Source organism: Enterobacter sp. SST3 (assembly GCF_000286655.1).
Lineage (GTDB): Bacteria > Pseudomonadota > Gammaproteobacteria > Enterobacterales > Enterobacteriaceae > Enterobacter > Enterobacter roggenkampii.
The window spans coordinates 65,482-82,046 of sequence record NZ_ALNS01000020.1; the positions used below are offsets into that span (position 1 = coordinate 65,482).

14 protein-coding genes are annotated in these 16,565 nt (G+C 56.4%); 9 read left to right on the forward strand and 5 right to left on the reverse strand.

Annotated elements, in window-relative coordinates; genetic code table 11:
- Positions 1–391: 391 nt before the first annotated feature.
- Positions 392–919, reverse strand: coding sequence for a YrhA family protein (locus tag B498_RS09285; RefSeq protein ID WP_032622941.1), 528 nt, complete (start codon positions 917–919; stop codon positions 392–394).
- 3 nt (positions 920–922) lie between these two features.
- Positions 923–1,960, reverse strand: a complete 1,038-nt coding sequence (locus B498_RS09280) for an HNH endonuclease signature motif containing protein (RefSeq protein WP_157179052.1) — start codon at positions 1,958–1,960, stop codon at positions 923–925.
- A gap of 654 nt (positions 1,961–2,614) precedes the next feature.
- Here B498_RS09280 and B498_RS09275 point away from each other — a divergent pair.
- The 8 genes from B498_RS09275 to B498_RS09240 all read left to right on the forward strand — a co-directional run bounded on the left by B498_RS09275 (position 2,615) and on the right by B498_RS09240 (position 12,796).
- Positions 2,615–4,324: an ABC-F family ATP-binding cassette domain-containing protein gene (locus tag B498_RS09275; RefSeq protein WP_008501718.1), complete on the forward strand. Its 1,710-nt coding sequence runs from the start codon at positions 2,615–2,617 to the stop codon at positions 4,322–4,324.
- 197 nt (positions 4,325–4,521) lie between these two features.
- Positions 4,522–5,532 carry an alcohol dehydrogenase AdhP gene (gene adhP, locus B498_RS09270; RefSeq protein WP_008501719.1) on the forward strand — a complete coding sequence of 337 codons (1,011 nt, stop codon included), beginning with the start codon at positions 4,522–4,524 and terminating at the stop codon, positions 5,530–5,532.
- A 149-nt stretch (positions 5,533–5,681) separates the two neighbouring features.
- On the forward strand, positions 5,682–7,301 hold the full coding sequence (locus B498_RS09265; RefSeq protein ID WP_008501720.1) for a TIGR04028 family ABC transporter substrate-binding protein: 1,620 nt from the start codon (positions 5,682–5,684) through the stop codon (positions 7,299–7,301).
- A gap of 10 nt (positions 7,302–7,311) precedes the next feature.
- Entirely contained in the window at positions 7,312–8,256 is a 945-nt protein-coding gene (locus tag B498_RS09260) for an ABC transporter permease (RefSeq protein ID WP_008501721.1), read from the forward strand.
- Positions 8,253–9,104 carry an ABC transporter permease gene (locus tag B498_RS09255; protein ID WP_008501722.1) on the forward strand — a complete coding sequence of 284 codons (852 nt, stop codon included), beginning with the start codon at positions 8,253–8,255 and terminating at the stop codon, positions 9,102–9,104. The genes B498_RS09260 and B498_RS09255 overlap by 4 nt, the downstream gene beginning before the upstream one ends.
- Positions 9,101–10,708 carry a dipeptide ABC transporter ATP-binding protein gene (locus B498_RS09250; RefSeq protein WP_008501723.1) on the forward strand — a complete coding sequence of 536 codons (1,608 nt, stop codon included), beginning with the start codon at positions 9,101–9,103 and terminating at the stop codon, positions 10,706–10,708. The genes B498_RS09255 and B498_RS09250 overlap by 4 nt, the downstream gene beginning before the upstream one ends.
- Complete coding sequence (locus B498_RS09245; RefSeq protein ID WP_008501724.1) at positions 10,705–11,694, forward strand: putative FMN-dependent luciferase-like monooxygenase; 990 nt, start codon at positions 10,705–10,707, stop codon at positions 11,692–11,694. The genes B498_RS09250 and B498_RS09245 overlap by 4 nt, the downstream gene beginning before the upstream one ends.
- Positions 11,695–11,704: 10 nt before the next feature.
- Positions 11,705–12,796 carry an alkylhydroperoxidase domain protein gene (locus B498_RS09240; protein ID WP_008501725.1) on the forward strand — a complete coding sequence of 364 codons (1,092 nt, stop codon included), beginning with the start codon at positions 11,705–11,707 and terminating at the stop codon, positions 12,794–12,796.
- 6 nt (positions 12,797–12,802) lie between these two features.
- Here the strand turns inward: B498_RS09240 and araJ are convergent, their stop codons facing one another.
- Positions 12,803–13,978, reverse strand: coding sequence for an MFS transporter AraJ (gene araJ / locus B498_RS09235; RefSeq protein ID WP_008501726.1), 1,176 nt, complete (start codon positions 13,976–13,978; stop codon positions 12,803–12,805).
- Positions 13,979–14,144: 166 nt separating this feature from the next.
- On the opposite strand from araJ, the gene ppk2 reads away from it, so the two are divergent.
- Positions 14,145–14,963, forward strand: coding sequence for a polyphosphate kinase 2 (ppk2, locus tag B498_RS09230; protein ID WP_008501727.1), 819 nt, complete (start codon positions 14,145–14,147; stop codon positions 14,961–14,963).
- A gap of 58 nt (positions 14,964–15,021) precedes the next feature.
- On the opposite strand, the gene fdnI is transcribed toward ppk2, so the two are convergent.
- Both fdnI and fdxH read right to left on the reverse strand, forming a co-directional pair.
- Positions 15,022–15,678 carry a formate dehydrogenase-N subunit gamma gene (gene fdnI / locus B498_RS09225; protein WP_008501728.1) on the reverse strand — a complete coding sequence of 219 codons (657 nt, stop codon included), beginning with the start codon at positions 15,676–15,678 and terminating at the stop codon, positions 15,022–15,024.
- The gene (gene fdxH / locus B498_RS09220; RefSeq protein ID WP_008501729.1) at positions 15,671–16,555 is read right to left on the reverse strand and encodes a formate dehydrogenase subunit beta; all 885 of its coding nucleotides are present in this window, start codon (positions 16,553–16,555) and stop codon (positions 15,671–15,673) included. Before fdxH ends, fdnI begins: the two co-directional genes overlap by 8 nt.
- Between the last annotated feature and the right edge of the window lie 10 nt (positions 16,556–16,565).

The window sequence follows — 16,565 nt, forward strand, 5'->3', positions numbered from 1 at the left end:
TGCAACGGTTTACGAAATGAGCATTATGATTGCTTATGATTGCTTATGATTGCTTATGATTGCTTATGATTGCTTATGATTGCTTATGATGTGGAAGTGTGGAGTTCAAAAGAGCTTTAAGCAATGATGATGTTGAGAAGTTAAAGCTTCTATTAAAAGTTGAAAAAATAAAATCCCGCCAAAAATGGCGGGATTTTTATTAATCTTCGACCTGGCCCGTTAAAACAAATTTCTGATACTCATCTTCACGCCAGCCCAAGAACGTTCCCTGCTGCGTCCTTACGGGGTTAGTGGCTTGCTTCCGGCAGCTACGTATGGCTGGATTGCTGAACCAATATATGGTGCGCTGGAATAAAATAGCAAAGGGACTCAATAGAGCCCCTTTTTATCTTCAAAGTTCTGTCGTTCTAATTATATACTTCAGAATGCCGTTGAATTCAATGAATGATTCTAGAACGCCAGGGGCAATCTTATCTCTAATTTCAAAGGTTTTACATTCCATATTATATAAAAAGTATGACATGCTATCTTCACCAATAACAATGTTATCTTTTAAGTCCGGATCAATGAATATTTCATTATCTCTATTATAAAAGTTCATTGTATAGATATTTGACCACAGCATTTCCCCATCAGCAATCTGACTGAACCCATATATCGTCGCTGCATTAAATTCTAAACCATCAATTTTTGTATAAAAATATTTAACCTCCTCCACTTCGTCAAATAATGTTTTTATGTCTTTGTGTATATTTTTCTTTATTTCATTCCAGTCTGCGGGAGGCACGTCGCTTTGAATAAATTCCTGTATTTCTTGAGGAAGCGGTGTTGCAATATTATAATGATATTTAATCATATTGTTTTTTAAAATTTCAACTGATTTATCAATATCTTGAAAACTTATATTTTCCATTTCCATCACCTATTTACTGAAAAATGTTCCATTTGGCATAGGCCATAATGTATCAATGCTTTGACCTGGCATCAAATCTTTAGTAACGGATTTTTGTGCCCCAGTTAATGCATTATGATATGGCTTTGTTTGTATTAGTATCAAATTTCCAAAACTGTTGTCGCCCCCATCATCAAGAGGTAATTTATGATGAACCTGCCAGGAATCAGGAACACCTCCATGTGCCATTAATTCAATTTGAGAAGTATTAAAGTAATGATCAATACCTGGTTCGACTGATAAGCTTTTCATAAAATTTTTTCTGACTGTATTATCAAATTCTTTTCTAAGTGATAAATATTCATCACGTGGTCTGCGTAAGTAATTTATTTGTTCAACTTTTACATTCTGTAAGAAGACTTTTGTATTTTTTGTTTTCCCTAAAAATCCTGTTAGTTCTTCAGCCATCGCAGGATTTTTTACCAAAAGAATTGATGCAGCAGCTATACCCATTCCAATGTTAGTATCGGTCATAACGCCTTTATAACCTTCTAAAGCTTCTCCACCCAGTTGTTCAGCAGTCTTTCTAAATCCCTCAACGTTACCATTATAAACGCCGCCAGCGGCTAACAGACGCCCTACATTCTTGTTATTTATGGTCTTTGCTGACTGAGCATGTTGCTCAGGTTCAACATATCCAGGTGCGCCATACTGTATTTCCTGTGTAGGACGTGGTTTGATACGTTGATTACGCTCCAGCACTACATGATATGCGCTCAACACTGAATCACGGAATGAACATTCCCAAGAACCAGGCATAAACGGCTCGTAAACTATTTCACCGTTATCATCAAAAGAAAAAGGGTTATTATACCAAGTCCAATGTTTATCTGTATCTACAGCAACTATTCGACCGAGCAACAACTCCCTTTCTAAATCATCATAAATCGGATCATAGTACGTTAAAGGTTGCCTTTTAAATTTCTCACCAAAATGCCTATCGCCATTCCATTTTCTATTAGGTATATCAAAATATAACCTTGACTTATACGCGCTGTAGTCTAACACATAGTAATAACATGCCAATTCCAAGCCCCGCTTTGGACTCACTATATTTTCGAAGTCCAAAAGAGTAGCATCTCGCTCAAAGTCATAGATCTCACATAATCTGAACATAGTATCCCTCTATTTTTTAATCGTTATAAATGACTACAGCAATAGAGGAAATAAATATCAGCTTTATGATGCATATCATACTGGATTAACTTAAATAAAATCCGAATTGTTGAATTTTGCAATCCGGAATTTATATACTTCAAAATGCTATTTTTACTCTTCTTTTTAATCAGCGTGTTACAACAATTCTGCGATTAAATTATAGCCAGCGAGTTTGCATATCTCTCTCCCTGTGGGTCAGGGTGAGGGCAACAAACCGCACCCTCGAATACCCACTAGCCAAACCCCTTTTCCCCCGCTACACTCCTTTCATCCATTAACCCACTGAATATATAAGGAGGCCAATTATGCTGTATCGTGAAATTTTCAATGTTTCACATACATTTGGTGATCGCACCCGCTCAAGCGTTATCGGTATCGTGCTGCGATAACTTCGGCTTGAGCGAAGACACCAACCCCTGAAATCCCTTCTCTCGGGCTTACTGAGTTATCGTCAGCGATGTTTGACGAGGCATAAACATGCCTGTAACTCTTGGGTAAGCAACAATGAGCACTTTACTCACTGCACAATCTTTACGCGTTGATACGGCGTTTGGCACGCTCTTCGACTCACTCTCCTTTACGCTGAAAAAAGGCGACCGCATTGGCCTGCTGGGCGACAACGGCTGCGGTAAAAGTACGCTGCTGAAGGTGCTGGACGGCACGGATTCCCCTGCTGCCGGAACGGTAGCGCTGGCCGGGCATTGCCTGATGGCGCGCGTGGAGCAACATCTCCCGGACGCTATTTTACCGCTCACCATGCTGGATGCCGTCCTGGCCCAGCTGCCCGTAGCGGAACGGGACAGCCTGCGCTGGAAAGCCGAAACGCTGCTGGCAGGCATGGGCTTTACGCCGCAGGATATGATGCTGTACTCCGCCACGCTGAGCGGCGGGCAGCACACCCGCCTGCTGCTGGCCCGGGCGCTGATTCACGAGCCGGACCTGCTCCTGCTGGATGAACCCAGCAACCACCTTGACCTGCCGACCATGCTCTGGCTGGAGCACTTTTTACAGACCTGGTCGGGCAGCTTTGTGCTGGTCTCGCATGACAGACAGCTGCTGGATGCCGTCACCAACGGCAGCTGGATCCTGCGCGATAAAACACTGCACTACTTTGCCCTTCCCTGCACGGCGGCACGTCAGGCGCTGGAAGCCAAAGATGAGACCGACGCGCAGCGCCACAAGGCGGAGCAAAAGGAGATCGACCGCGTGACCGCCAGCGCCAAACGTCTGGCGACCTGGGGTAAGGTTTACGATAACGAAGACCTGGCCCGCAAAGCCAAACAGATGGAAAAACAGGTCGAACGGCTCAAAGAGAGCCAGACCGCGCTCACGGCGGGCAGCCCGTGGACGTTAACCCTGCGCGGCGACGCGCTGCGGGCTGACCGTCTGCTGGAGATGGAAAACCTCGGCGTCCCGCCCGCGCCTGGGCTACCGCCGCTGTTTAACATCGAAACGGCGCGGCTGAAAAGCGGCGATCGCGTGGCGATTGTCGGTCGTAACGGCTGCGGTAAATCGTCGTTGATGAAGCTTATCTGGCGACATTTTTCCGATGAACCGGCGGACAGCGGGCTGAAAATCCATCCGCGCGTCTCGCCGGGCTACTACGACCAGACGTTGCATCAGCTGCCGGACAACGCCACGCTGCTCGACGCGCTGGAGCCTTTTGCACCGGATCCGCAGAACCGCAAAATGGCGCTCATCAGCGCCGGGTTCCCGTGGTCCCGCCATGGGCAGAAAGTCAGCACGCTCAGCGGCGGCGAACGCTCGCGCCTGCTGTTCGTGGGCCTGACGCTTGCCCGCTACAGCCTGCTGATGCTGGATGAGCCCACCAACCACCTGGACATGGAAGGCAAAGAGGCGCTGGCGCACACCCTTCAACAGTTCGAAGGCGGCGTCCTGCTGGTCAGCCATGACCGTCAGTTAATTAGCCAAAGCTGCAACCGTTTCTGGCTGATTGAGGACGGTACGCTGAGCGAATGGCACGATGCAGAAGCGGTGTTTGAGCGGCTGCGTGAACGCGCGGGGCTGGTGACAGCCACTGCGCCCGCTGTCGCCGCGACGGTTCACCCCTCGCCGCATGACGATCTGCTTGAGCGGCTGATCGCGCTGGAAACGCTGCTGGAAGACGATCTGGCGCGCAAGCCAAAGCATCAAAAGCCGCAGCTCCAGGCGCAATGGCGTAAAGAGATTGAGGAGATAGAAGCCCAGCTGTAAGTCTGCGCCCGGCGAGCACCTCGCCGGGCCAGCATTTTCCCCCCTTAATTATTAGAGGATCGCCGTATTCTTAATCTGAAATCGAATCAAATGATGACATTATGTTGCCGCAGCCTTGCATTACCAGGCTAATGTATTAATCCTTAAGGGGTATTACACCTGCTATGCAGATTCTTATCATGAACAAGGAGATACACATGAAGGCTGCTGTTGTCACTCAGGACCACCAGGTCAACGTCACCGAAAAAACCTTACGCCCGCTTAAGCATGGGGAAGCCCTGCTGAAGATGGAGTGCTGTGGCGTATGCCATACCGATCTTCACGTGAAGAACGGTGATTTTGGCGACAAGACCGGGGTTATCCTGGGCCATGAAGGAATTGGTATCGTGAAAGAAGTCGGCCCTGGCGTGAAGTCGCTGAAAGTCGGCGACCGCGCAAGCGTGGCCTGGTTCTTTGAAGGCTGCGGCCACTGCGAATACTGTAATTCCGGCAATGAAACCCTGTGCCGTGACGTGAAAAACGCCGGTTACTCCGTCGACGGCGGCATGGCGGAAGAGTGCATCGTCACCGCGGATTACGCGGTAAAAGTGCCGGACGGTCTGGATTCGGCGGCGGCCAGCAGCATTACCTGCGCTGGCGTGACCACCTACAAAGCGGTGAAGGTGTCGGGTATTAAGCCGGGCCAGTGGATTGCGATTTACGGTCTCGGCGGGCTGGGCAACCTTGCGCTGCAGTACGCCAAAAACGTCTTTAACGCCAAAGTCATCGCCCTTGACGTGAACGACGAACAGCTGAAGCTGGCGGCCAGCATGGGCGCGGACCTCACCATCAACTCCCGCAGCGAAGATGCCGCTAAGATTGTGCAGGAAAAAACCGGCGGCGCGCATGCCGCAGTCGTCACTGCCGTCGCAAAAGCAGCATTCAACTCTGCCGTTGATGCCGTGCGTGCCGGTGGCCGCGTGGTCGCGGTTGGCCTGCCGCCGGAAGCGATGAGCCTCGATATTCCGCGTCTGGTGCTGGACGGCATTCAGGTGGTGGGTTCGCTGGTCGGTACCCGTCAGGATCTGCAGGAGGCGTTCCAGTTCGCCGCTGAAGGTAAAGTGGTGCCGAAAGTAACGATGCGTCCGATCGAGGACATCAACGCCATCTTTAAAGAGATGGAACAGGGCCAGATCCGTGGCCGTATGGTGATTGACCTGCGTTCGTAATCACCCACCGTACATCGCCGCTCCTCTCCGGGGCGGTTTTTTTATAGCCATTTTCCGGCAATCCTTATCTTAATTCCTTTGTTCCCTTGTTTTCCCCCGCGCCCGATGATGAATCCGACGCTAACAAGAAGATAACAAAGGAATTCACCATGCAAACCCCATTTCGTCTGCCGCTGCTGACGGTGCTCATTCTGACGACCACCGCAGCCTGGTCCACTGATGCGCCGGTCAAAGGCGGTACGCTGATTTATCTGGAGCAACAGGCGCACACCAACCTCTACCCGCCCGCCGGCGGCTTCTACCCGAACGGCGGCATCCTGAACCAAATCACCGACAAGCTGACCTGGCAGAACCCAAAGACGCTGCAGGTCGAACCGTGGGTGGCCGAAAGCTGGACCACCAACGCCGATAAAACCGAATACACCTTCAAAATTCGCCCGGGGATCACCTTCTCCGACGGCACGCCGCTGGACGCCAACGCCGTAGCAAAAAACTTTGATACCTACGGCTTAGGTAACAAGGCGCAGCGCCTGCCGGTGTCAGAAGTGATCAATAACTACGATCGCAGCGAAGTGGTCGACCCGCTGACCGTGAAGTTCTACTTCAAAAAACCGTCACCGGGGTTCCTGCAGGGCACTGCCACCATTGGCTCGGGTCTGGTGTCGCTCAGCACCCTGAAACGCAACTTTGAAGAGCTGGGGGATGCGCACCACATCATTGGCTCCGGCCCGTTTGTGGTGAAAGACGAAAAGCTGGGGCGCGAAGTGACGCTTGAAGCCCGCAAAGATTACCAGTGGGGGCCCAAAAATCTGGCGCAACAGGGGCCAGCCAATCTTGATGGCATCAAGTTTATCGTGACTCAGGAAGACAGCGTGCGCGTCGGCGCCCTGCTGGCCGGTCAGGCCGACTTTATTCGCCAGGTGCAGGCGTATGACGAAAAGCAGGCGACAGACCAGGGCTATAAAATCTACGCTGCCCCAACGCGCGGGGTGAACGACAGCATCAGTTTCCGCCCGGATAACCCGCTGGTCTCCGATATTCGCGTGCGCCAGGCGCTGCTGCATGCCACGAATGCAAAACAGGTGGTTGAGACCCTCTTCTCGGCTAACTATCCGCAGGCGAAGTCGGTGATTGCCGATTCCGCCGCTGGCTTTGTCGATCTCAGCGACAAATTGACCTTTGACCCGGCTAAATCTAACCAGCTGCTGGACGAGGCGGGCTGGAAAGCGGGCAGCGACGGCATCCGCACCAAAGACGGCCAGCGGCTGGCGCTGACGGTATATGAGTCATTGCCGCAGCCGCAAAATAAAGAGGTACTGCAGCTGGTTGCCCAGCAGTGGCGTCAGGTGGGCGTGGCGCTGAGCGTGAAAGCCGGTGACGCAGGCAGCCGTACGCTGGATAACCTTGACCCGCTGAAAACCCCGTTAACCGTCTCCGAAGTAGGCCGCGCCGATCCTGACGTGGTGAAAAGCATGTTCTACCCCGCTAACCGCGACGCGCTGCTGCAAAAAGGCGGCTCCAGCGACAAGGTCAAAAGCTTCCGTGACGACAAGCTGAATGCGCTGCTGGTGGATATCTCCGCCGAAGTCGACCCGCAAAAACGCCTGCAGCTGACCGGCGATGCCCAGCGCTACCTGCTGGATAACGCCTACGTCATTCCGATCTTCGAGGAACCACAGGTCTTTGCCGGTGCGCCATGGCTGAAAGGCGTGAATTTTGAAGCGGTCGGCCGCCCGTCGTTCTACGGCGCGTGGCTTGAGAAACACTGAGGAGCTGACGATGCGCCACGCACTTCTTCAACGCTTTGGGCACGGGCTGCTGGTGCTGTGGGCCGCCTTTACCCTCTCGTTCGTGTTGCTCCAGGTGCTGCCGGGCGACGCGGTGCTGATTAAATTTCAGAACCCGGACCTGGGCTTAAGCCCGGCGCAAATCGAGGAGATGCGCGTGGCCTACGGCGCGGACAGCCCGCTGTGGCAGCAATACGGCCATACGCTGCTGGCGATGCTGCACGGGGATTTCGGCTATTCGTTACAGGCCGGGGTGCCGGTCAGCGAGCTGATTGCCAGCAATCTGCCGGATACCCTGAGCCTCGCCCTGCCCGCCTTTTTACTCGCGGTCCTGCTGGCGTTTGCGCTGGCCTTTGCGTCGCGCCTGCCGGGTCTGCGCTGGCTAAGTAATACCCTCCAGTCGCTGCCGGTCCTGTTTATCTCGTTACCGACGTTCTGGCTGGGAATTGCCCTGATCCAGCTTTTTTCTTTTCAGCTGCGGCTGATCCCGGTAATTAACCCGACGCCGCTGCAGGGGCTGATCCTGCCGATCGTGACCGTCGCCATCCCGATCTCCGCCCCGCTGGCGCAAATCCTGATGCGCAGCCTGGACCAGGTGGCGACGCAGCCGTTTGTTGCCGTTGCCCGCGCCAAAGGGCTGAGTGAAACCGCCGTCCTGTGGCGCCACGTCACCGGCAACGCGCTGCTGCCGGTACTCAATATTGCCGGGCTGCTGCTGGGCGAGCTCATTGCCGGAGCGCTGATCACGGAAACCGTTTTTGGCCGCAGCGGGCTCGGGCAGCTGACCCAGCAGGCGGTAAATAACCAGGACATCGCCGTGCTTCAGGCGGTGGTGATGATTTCCGCCCTCGGCTTTGTCCTGATCAATCTGCTGGTGGACCTGCTGATGCCGCTGCTGGATCCCCGCCTGCAAACCGTTACCGGAGGTGCATCATGAGCCTGGTCGATTACGCTGCCGCGGCGCGAAAACACGTTCCCGGCTGGCAGGGCGTCGCATGGCAGCCGGGACTGTGGCTGGCGTGGGCGGTGATTATTCTCGCGGTTTTTGCCGCCGTGGCGCCCGGCCTGTTAACCCACTACAGCCCGATTGAGGGCATCGCCGGAGCGCAACGTCTGGCGCCGCAGGCGGGCCACTGGCTCGGCACCGATCAGCTTGGCCGCGATGTTTACACCCGTATTGTGTACGGTGCGTCCCACTCCCTGAGCGCGGCGCTCGCTGCCGTCACGATGGGGCTGGTGGTGGGCACCGGTCTCGGGGTGATCGCCGGGGCGTTCGCAGGACGCGTCGAGTCTTTCCTGATGCGTTTTGTCGACGTGCTGTTGTCCATTCCGTCTCTGCTGCTCTCGCTGACGGTCATTATTCTGCTCGGGTTTGGCACCGTTAACGCCGCCATTGCCGTCGGCGTGGCCTCCATTGCCAGCTTCGCCCGCCTCGCGCGCGGTGAAGTGGTGCGCATCCGCCATACGGATTATGTCGAGGCGGCGTTTGGCAGCGGCGGGACGTTCCTGGCGGTGCTATGGCGACACATCCTGCCCAACGCCTTAACCGCCGTCCTTGCCTTTGCCACGCTACAGTTTGGTCAGGCCATTCTGGCCCTGTCCACGCTGAGCTTTCTCGGCTACGGCACCCCGCCGCCCGTACCGGAATGGGGCTTATTGATTGCCGAAGGGCGTAACTATCTCTCTACCGCCTGGTGGTTAACCACCTTCCCCGGCGTGGTCGTCATCGCCGTCGTGCTGGCCACCAACCGTATCAGCCAGCAGTTCAGCGGAGGCCTGAAATGACCGTACTCTCGGTAGAAAACCTGACCATCAGCTACCGTACCGCGCGCCGGTGGCGCGAGGTGGTGCATAACGTCAGCTTCGCCCTTCAGCGGGGGGAAATGCTGGCCTTTGTCGGCGAATCCGGTTCCGGCAAAACGACCACGGCGCAGGCGATCATCGGCCTGCTGGCGGATAACGCCCGTCGGGATGCGGGGAAAATCGTGCTCAACGGCGAGGAGATTAGCCGGTGGTCAGCGAAGCGACTCGATACCCTTCGCGGGGCGCGAATCAGCCTGGTTCCGCAGGATCCGGGTAATTCACTCAATCCGGTGAAGACGATCGGCGCGCAGGTCGGGGAAATTATTCAGCTGCACCAGAAGGTGACTCACGCCCAACGCGACGAGCAGGTGCTCGCCCTGCTGAAAAAGGTCGGCCTGAGCCACCCCGAACAGCGCATGACGCAGTATCCGCATCAGCTCTCCGGCGGGATGAAACAGCGCGTGCTGATTGCCATCGCCATTGCCCTGAGCCCGGACGTCATCATTGCCGATGAGCCCACCAGCGCGCTGGACGTGACGGTGCAAAAACGCATTCTCGACCTGCTGGATATCCTGCGCCGGGAATCGGGCACCGCCGTTCTGTTTGTCACCCACGATCTGGCCCTGGCAGCCCAGCGCGCGGACAGGCTGCTGGTGTTTCGCAACGGTGAGGTTCAGGAGCATGGCGACACCGCCGATATCGTCCGCACGCCGCAGCACGCCTACACCCGTCAGCTGCTGAGCGATCTTCAGGGCCAGCGCCTGACCATCGCCCCGGTAGCCGGTCTCCCGCTCGCGTCACCGGCCATTCGCGCCCGGGCCATCAGCAAACGGTTCTCGCTGGGTAAAGGTCATCAGCTTCAGGCGTTGGATCGGGTGACGTTTGACGTCAGACGCGGCAGCACCCATGCGCTGGTCGGTGAGTCCGGCTCCGGGAAGACCACTCTCGCCCGTATTTTGCTGGGTTTTGAACAGGCGGATAACGGACAGGTCATTATTGATGACATTGATGCCACCGCGCTCAGCCGCGAGGCCCGCCGTCAACTGCGCCAGAAGATCCAGTTTGTCTACCAGAACCCGTTCGCCTCTCTCGACCCGCGTCAGACGCTGTTTGACATCATCGAAGAGCCCCTGAAGAACTTTTCTCGCCTCGCCAAGGCGGAGCGAAAGGCCCGGGTGGAGACCGTGGCGCAGCGGGTTGCCCTGCCCGTCGAACTCCTGACCCGCACCGCCAGAGAGCTTTCAGGCGGGCAGCGACAGCGCGTGGCCATCGCCCGGGCGCTGATCCTGGAGCCGACCATTCTGGTGCTGGACGAAGCCACCTCCGCGCTGGACGTCACCGTCCAGGCGCAGATCCTGGCGCTGCTTCAGCAGCTGCAGCAGCAGCTGGGATTAACCTACCTGTTCATCACGCACGATCTCTCTACCGTTCGCCGGATCGCCCACAGCGTCACGGTGCTGCGCAGCGGTCAGGTGGTCGAACACGGTGACGTCGAGACCTTATTCACGTCACCGCAGAACGACTATACCCGCGAGCTGATTGCCGCCATTCCCCATTTTTCACCCGCTACGGAGGAGTTCGCATGACGCGAAAACGCCTGGGATTTTTCACCCGCCTGCTTGACGACGCCACGCCGAAAGAGCGCTATCGACTGGCTACAGAACAGATCCGCCACGCTGAACGCCACGGTTTTGACAGCGCCTGGATTGCCCAGCACCACTTCCACGAAAGTGAAGGCGGCCTGCCGTCGCCGCTGCTGTTTCTGGCCCACGTTGCGGCGCATACCGAAACCATCCGGCTGGGCACGGCCATCATCACCCTGCCGATGGAAAACCCGCTGCGCGTGGCGGAAGATGCGGCGGTGCTGGATTTACTCGCCGATGGACGTCTCGAAGTCGGTTTTGGTTCGGGCGGCACGCCGACCTCTTTCCTGCCGTTCGGACTGACGTTTGAACAGCGCGGCGCGGCCTTTGCCGACCATTTACATGTGATCCAGAGCGCCTGGCGCGGGGATTCGCTTACCCATCCGGATAACCACCTCTACCCGCCAGCGCCACAGCTGGCTGACAGGATCTGGATTGCCACCTTTTCCGTCGACGGCGCCGTTCGCGCCGCGCGGGCCGGACACGGTTTGATGCTCTCCCGCACGCAGCCGCGTCCGGCAGACCAGTTGGATCTCACGCTCGACGCGATCCAGAACCCGATTGTGGATGCCTACCTTGAGGCCCTGCCTGCCGGTATCGCACCGCGTATTCTGGCCTCCCGTACGGCATTCGTCGCCGACAGCGATGACTATGCGCTGAAGGTTGCGACGCCGGGTCTCACCAGACAGGCCCAGCAGCATCGCGCTGCCGGACACGCGGTTAAAGGTGACACTGTCACCGATTTTCGTCGCCAGTTCGACGCCCACATCGGTTCGCCCGAGACGGTGCTGCGTTCGCTGCAGGCCGATTCCGTTCTCCGGCGCGCCACGGACATCTCATTCCAGGTCCATTCGGTCGAGCCCACCCATCGCGACACCCTGCGCTCTATCGAACTGATCGCCGAACATATTGCCCCCCACATCCTTTGAGGAGACACCTATGTCATTAAGTCACGACATTCTCGCCGAGCTGGCGGAAATCAAACCCGGTTCCCCTCTGGCAGAGGCGCGCGCCACGCGGGACGCCGCCACGCGCCACGCCCAAGGCAGCTACGAAATCTTATTTACTCAGCAGGATAGCGATTTTGCGCTGGACGAGCGCTTCGCCGTCGCGGCAAAAGTCGCCAGGTGGCACAACGCGGAGGCGCTGGCCGCGCACTATGCGGGGTTTGGCCTGGCAGACCCGACCTCAGACCGTCTGACCCCGGCGCTGAATTTCGCGCGCCTGCTGACCTTCTCGCCCGTTGAAGCCACGCCGACATCGTTAAGGGCGCTGACCCAGGCGGGTTGGAGCAAGGAAGGCATCGTGACGCTGGCGCAGCTTATCGCCTTTGTCAGCTTCCAGAGCCGACTGATTGCCGGGCTGCGGCTGCTGAACGACAGGCCCGTCGCCAAAAGCGATGCGCCAGTGGCGGCAGGCGTCTGGCACACGACCGCCACCACGGCCACCGTGAAGGCGGCTCCCGTCGCCTTCACCCAGCAGGAGCTGGGCTGGGAGCCGTGGATCGCCGCCAAACCGCTGGCGGATTTTCGTGATGACGAGGTTGCGATCCTGGCGAAGTTTGGCCACACCGATTCCGACTATTTCCGCCTGCTGGGGCGCAACCTGCCGGTGCTTGAACAGCGCACGCTAACGGATATGGGGATTTTTTATACGCCGGGGGGGTTGCCGCGCGCCGAGCGCGAGCTGGCGGCAACGGTCGCCAGTAAAATCAACGGCTGCATTTACTGCGCATCTGTCCATGCGCGGAAAGCCAGCCAGCTGTCTAAGGATGACGCGGCGGTAGAGGCCCTGCTGGCCGTGCGTCCGGAACAGTCCCTGAGCGAGGGGCAGTCTGCGCGCTGGCAGGCGGAGATTAATTTTGCGGCAGCGCTGTCGGTTACGCCGCCGGCCGCCACGCCGCTGCACCTTGCCGCGCTGGAAAAAGAGGGGCTGGACACCTTAGCCCAGCTTGATCTGGTGCAGTCCGCCGCGTTCTTCGCCTGGGCCAACCGCCTGATGCTGACCCTGGGCGAGCCCTGGCTTGCCTGACTTCCATCAGGCTAGCGCACGCGCGTTAGCCTGAGCCTGCCTGGCACGCAGGTAACCGTAGATCAGTAATGCACTCATGGCCGAGAACGAGAGTAACGCCGCAGGCAGCGTGACGTAGCGCCAGCTAAAGCCGAGGGTAATCATCATCCCACCAAAGTACGCCCCGATCGCGCTGCCGAGATTAAACGCCATCTGCCCGCCCGCGGCCCCCAGCATCTCGCCGCCCTTCGCATTTTGCAGAAGGAGGATCTGCAGCGGCGCAGAGAGCGCAAACAGCCCGGCGCAGCAGATAAAGCCCATCACCAGCGAGGCCGTTTTCAGTTCACCGCAGGCAAAAAGCAGCAGCAGCGAGGCGACAATCACCATGTCGGTAGTCGCCGCAATGCGCAGCGGGCTAAAGCGTCCCGAGAGTTTGCCGCTCAACAGATTGCCCAACACCATGCCAAGGCCCATCAGCATCATGATGATCGTCATCATGCCTTCAGAAAAGCCAGAAAGGTTGACCATAAACGGTTTAACGAAGCTGAACCACGCGAATACACCGGCGTTACCAAACATGGTGGCGGCAAAAATCAGCCAGGGCTCCGGTTTCTTCAGGAACTGGAACTGCTCGGTCAGTTTAATTTCTGATTTGTCATGAATGTCCGGCACCCAGATCAGCACCGAGAGGATCACCAGCGCATCGAACAGGGCGATCAGGAAAAAGGTATAACGCCAGCTGAACTGGTGCCCCAGCCAGGTGCCGAGCGGCACACCCACCAGGTTGGCGACGGTCATTCCGGCGATCATCCCGGCCACCGCGACCGTAACCTTCCCCGGCGGCGCAATTTTAGACAGAATAATCGCCCCTACGCCGAAAATCGCGCCGTGCGGGAAACCGGAAATCAGCCGCCCCAGCGCCAGCCAGAAATATGACGTAGAAAACGTAAACAGGGCATTGCCAACAGCGCACATCGCCACCAGAAACAGCAGCGTGGTTTTTAACGAGAACTTGCCGGAGAAGAGCGCCACAATCGGGGCGCCAATCACCACGCCGAAGGCATAAAACGAGATCATATTCCCGGCGGAGGGAATCGAAATACCGGTGTCATGCGCCAGCTCGGTTAACACGCCCATGATGCCAAATTCAGCCATGCCCAGGCCAAATGTGCCAAGCGCCAACGAAAATATTGTCTTTTTCATACCTCAACCACGGGTTAATCACTCGCAGCGGGCATTATTAAATAATCTTGTATGGTGAGCCAGTTCAAATCAGGTGGCTGACAGGTTAATCCATTAATTCAGGTGGATTACACTTCATAGTGCGGCCTCGCTTTTTTCCGTGCCGAACAACCTGAGGATGACAATCATGGGAAGCAAAAAGAAAACCCCTGTCGCTGTTGATGTTGTATCGAATGCACCGCTTAAGACCAAAGAGTATGAAAAAGAGCTCCGCCGCCTGCACGTCGAACTGGTTAAGCTCCAGCAGTGGGTCGTCGCCAAAGGTTTAAAAGTGTGTATTGTTTTTGAAGGACGCGATGGCGCCGGCAAAGGCGGCACCATTAAAGCGATCACCGAGCGCGTCAGCCCGCGCGTGTTTCGCGTTGTTGCGCTCCCTGCCCCAACGGAAAAAGAAAAAAGCCAGCTCTACTTCCAGCGCTATGTGCCCCACCTGCCTTCGGCGGGTGAAATCGTGATCTTCGATCGCAGCTGGTATAACCGCGCGGGCGTGGAACGAGTGATGGGGTTCTGCACGGAGGAACAGGCGGAGAAATTTTTAGACGGCGCGCCGGTTATGGAAAAAGCGATGGTCGATGCCGGCATTATCCTGCTGAAGTACTGGCTGGAGGTGACGCCGAAAGAGCAGGAGCGCCGCCTGCGCGACCGTATTAACGATGGGCGTAAGATCTGGAAGCTGTCGCCGATGGATATTAAATCCTTTAACCTCTGGGATGAGTATACCCTTGCGCGCGACGCCATGTTTGAAGCCACCGATACCGCCTGGGCGCCGTGGTTTGTGGCGCGTTCAGAGGATAAAAAACGCGTGCGCCTGAATATTATTTCGCATCTGCTTTCGCAGATCCCGTATAAAGAAATTCACGTCGACAAGGTGGATTTACCGAAGCGCAAAATCGGCAAGGTCAAACCCACGAAATATCCGTTCCGGTATGTGGAAGAGCGGTTCTGATTTGAAGAGTAGGCCCGCGCAAGCGCAGCGCCGCCGGGCAAAGCCGACGGCGCAGGTTTTACTTCATCCCTTCCGTACTTTCCTGTTTCGCTTCCAGCCGTTCCACATCACGGTACCAGCGCGGATGGTGTTTCTGCGCCCAGCGGCGGCTCACCTTCCCTTCAATCATGCCTTTAATCGATCCTTTCACCCAGAACGCCATATACATATGGATCAGGATGGCGTGAATCAGAATGATGGCCGACGTCGCGTGGATCAGCAGCGCGTAGCGAATCACCTGTATCGGGAAGTAGTGTGCAAAATACGGACGCCAGATCATCACCCCGGTCACCAGCAGCACAAAAATCATGCTCATGATGGTCCAGAACATCATCTTCTGCCCGGCGTTGTATTTCCCCACCTTCGCGACTTTGTGCTCGTTACCCTTCAGGACTTCAACGATCCCTTTCACCCACGGGATATCCTGCTTGTCCGGGATATTGTGATGGACGAAGCGCACGAACATAAACATCAGCACCACGAAAATCAGCACGCCGAAGAACGGGTGCAGAATGCGCCCCATCTGCGGCGTACCGAAGGTTTCGGTCAGCCACTGCAGCGTCGGGAAGAAGAACGAAATTCCCGATACCGCCACCAGGAAGAAGCAGATCACTACCGTCCAGTGACATGCGCGATCGACAAATTTGGTGCGCACTATCATTTTCGACTTACTCATGATGCTCCTCCTCGTCGTCATCCACCTCTTTGTTTGGCCCGATACCGATGTAGTGATAAATCAGCCCGGCAAAGGTGGCGATAAAGCCCGCCGCGGAGAGCGGCTTGAGCGCCCCTTTCCACAGGTTGATGGCGGTATCGATCGCCGGATCCTTCGGCAGGTTGTGGTACAGCTCCGGCTGGTCGCTATGGTGCAGCACATACATGACGTGCGTGCCGCCCACGCCCTGCGGGTTGTAAACGCCCGCTTTGTCGTAGCCCCGCGCTTTGAGCTTATCGACGCGCTCTTGCGCCACGTCCAGCATCTCTTTTTTGGTGCCGAAATGAATGGCGCCGGTTGGACAGGTCTTCACGCAGGCAGGCTCCTGCCCGACGCTGACGCGGTCCACGCACAGGGTGCATTTGTATACCCGGTTATCCTCTTTATTGAGGCGCGGGATATTAAACGGACAGCCCGCGATGCAGTACCCGCAGCCGATGCAGTTGTCCTGCTGGAAATCGACGATCCCGTTGGCGTACTGGATAATTGCCCCGGCAGACGGGCACGCCTTCAGGCAGCCCGGATCTTCACAGTGCATGCAGCCGTCTTTGCGGATCAGCCACTCCAGCCTGCCGTTCTGGTCGGTTTCGCTAAAGCGCATCACCGTCCAGGATTTGGCACTCAGATCCGCCGGATTGTCGTACACCCCAACGCAGTGCCCTACCTCGTCGCGAATATCGTTCCACTCCGAACAGGCCACCTGACAGGCCTTACAGCCCACGCAGGAGGAGACGTCGATAAGCTTGGCGACCTCTGCCTTGTAGTCCCGCGCGCGGGGCGCGGGCGTTATGGGATTGGTCGCGGAGCGTTTAATAATGTCTTGTGTTTCCATCGCCATTTAATCGCTC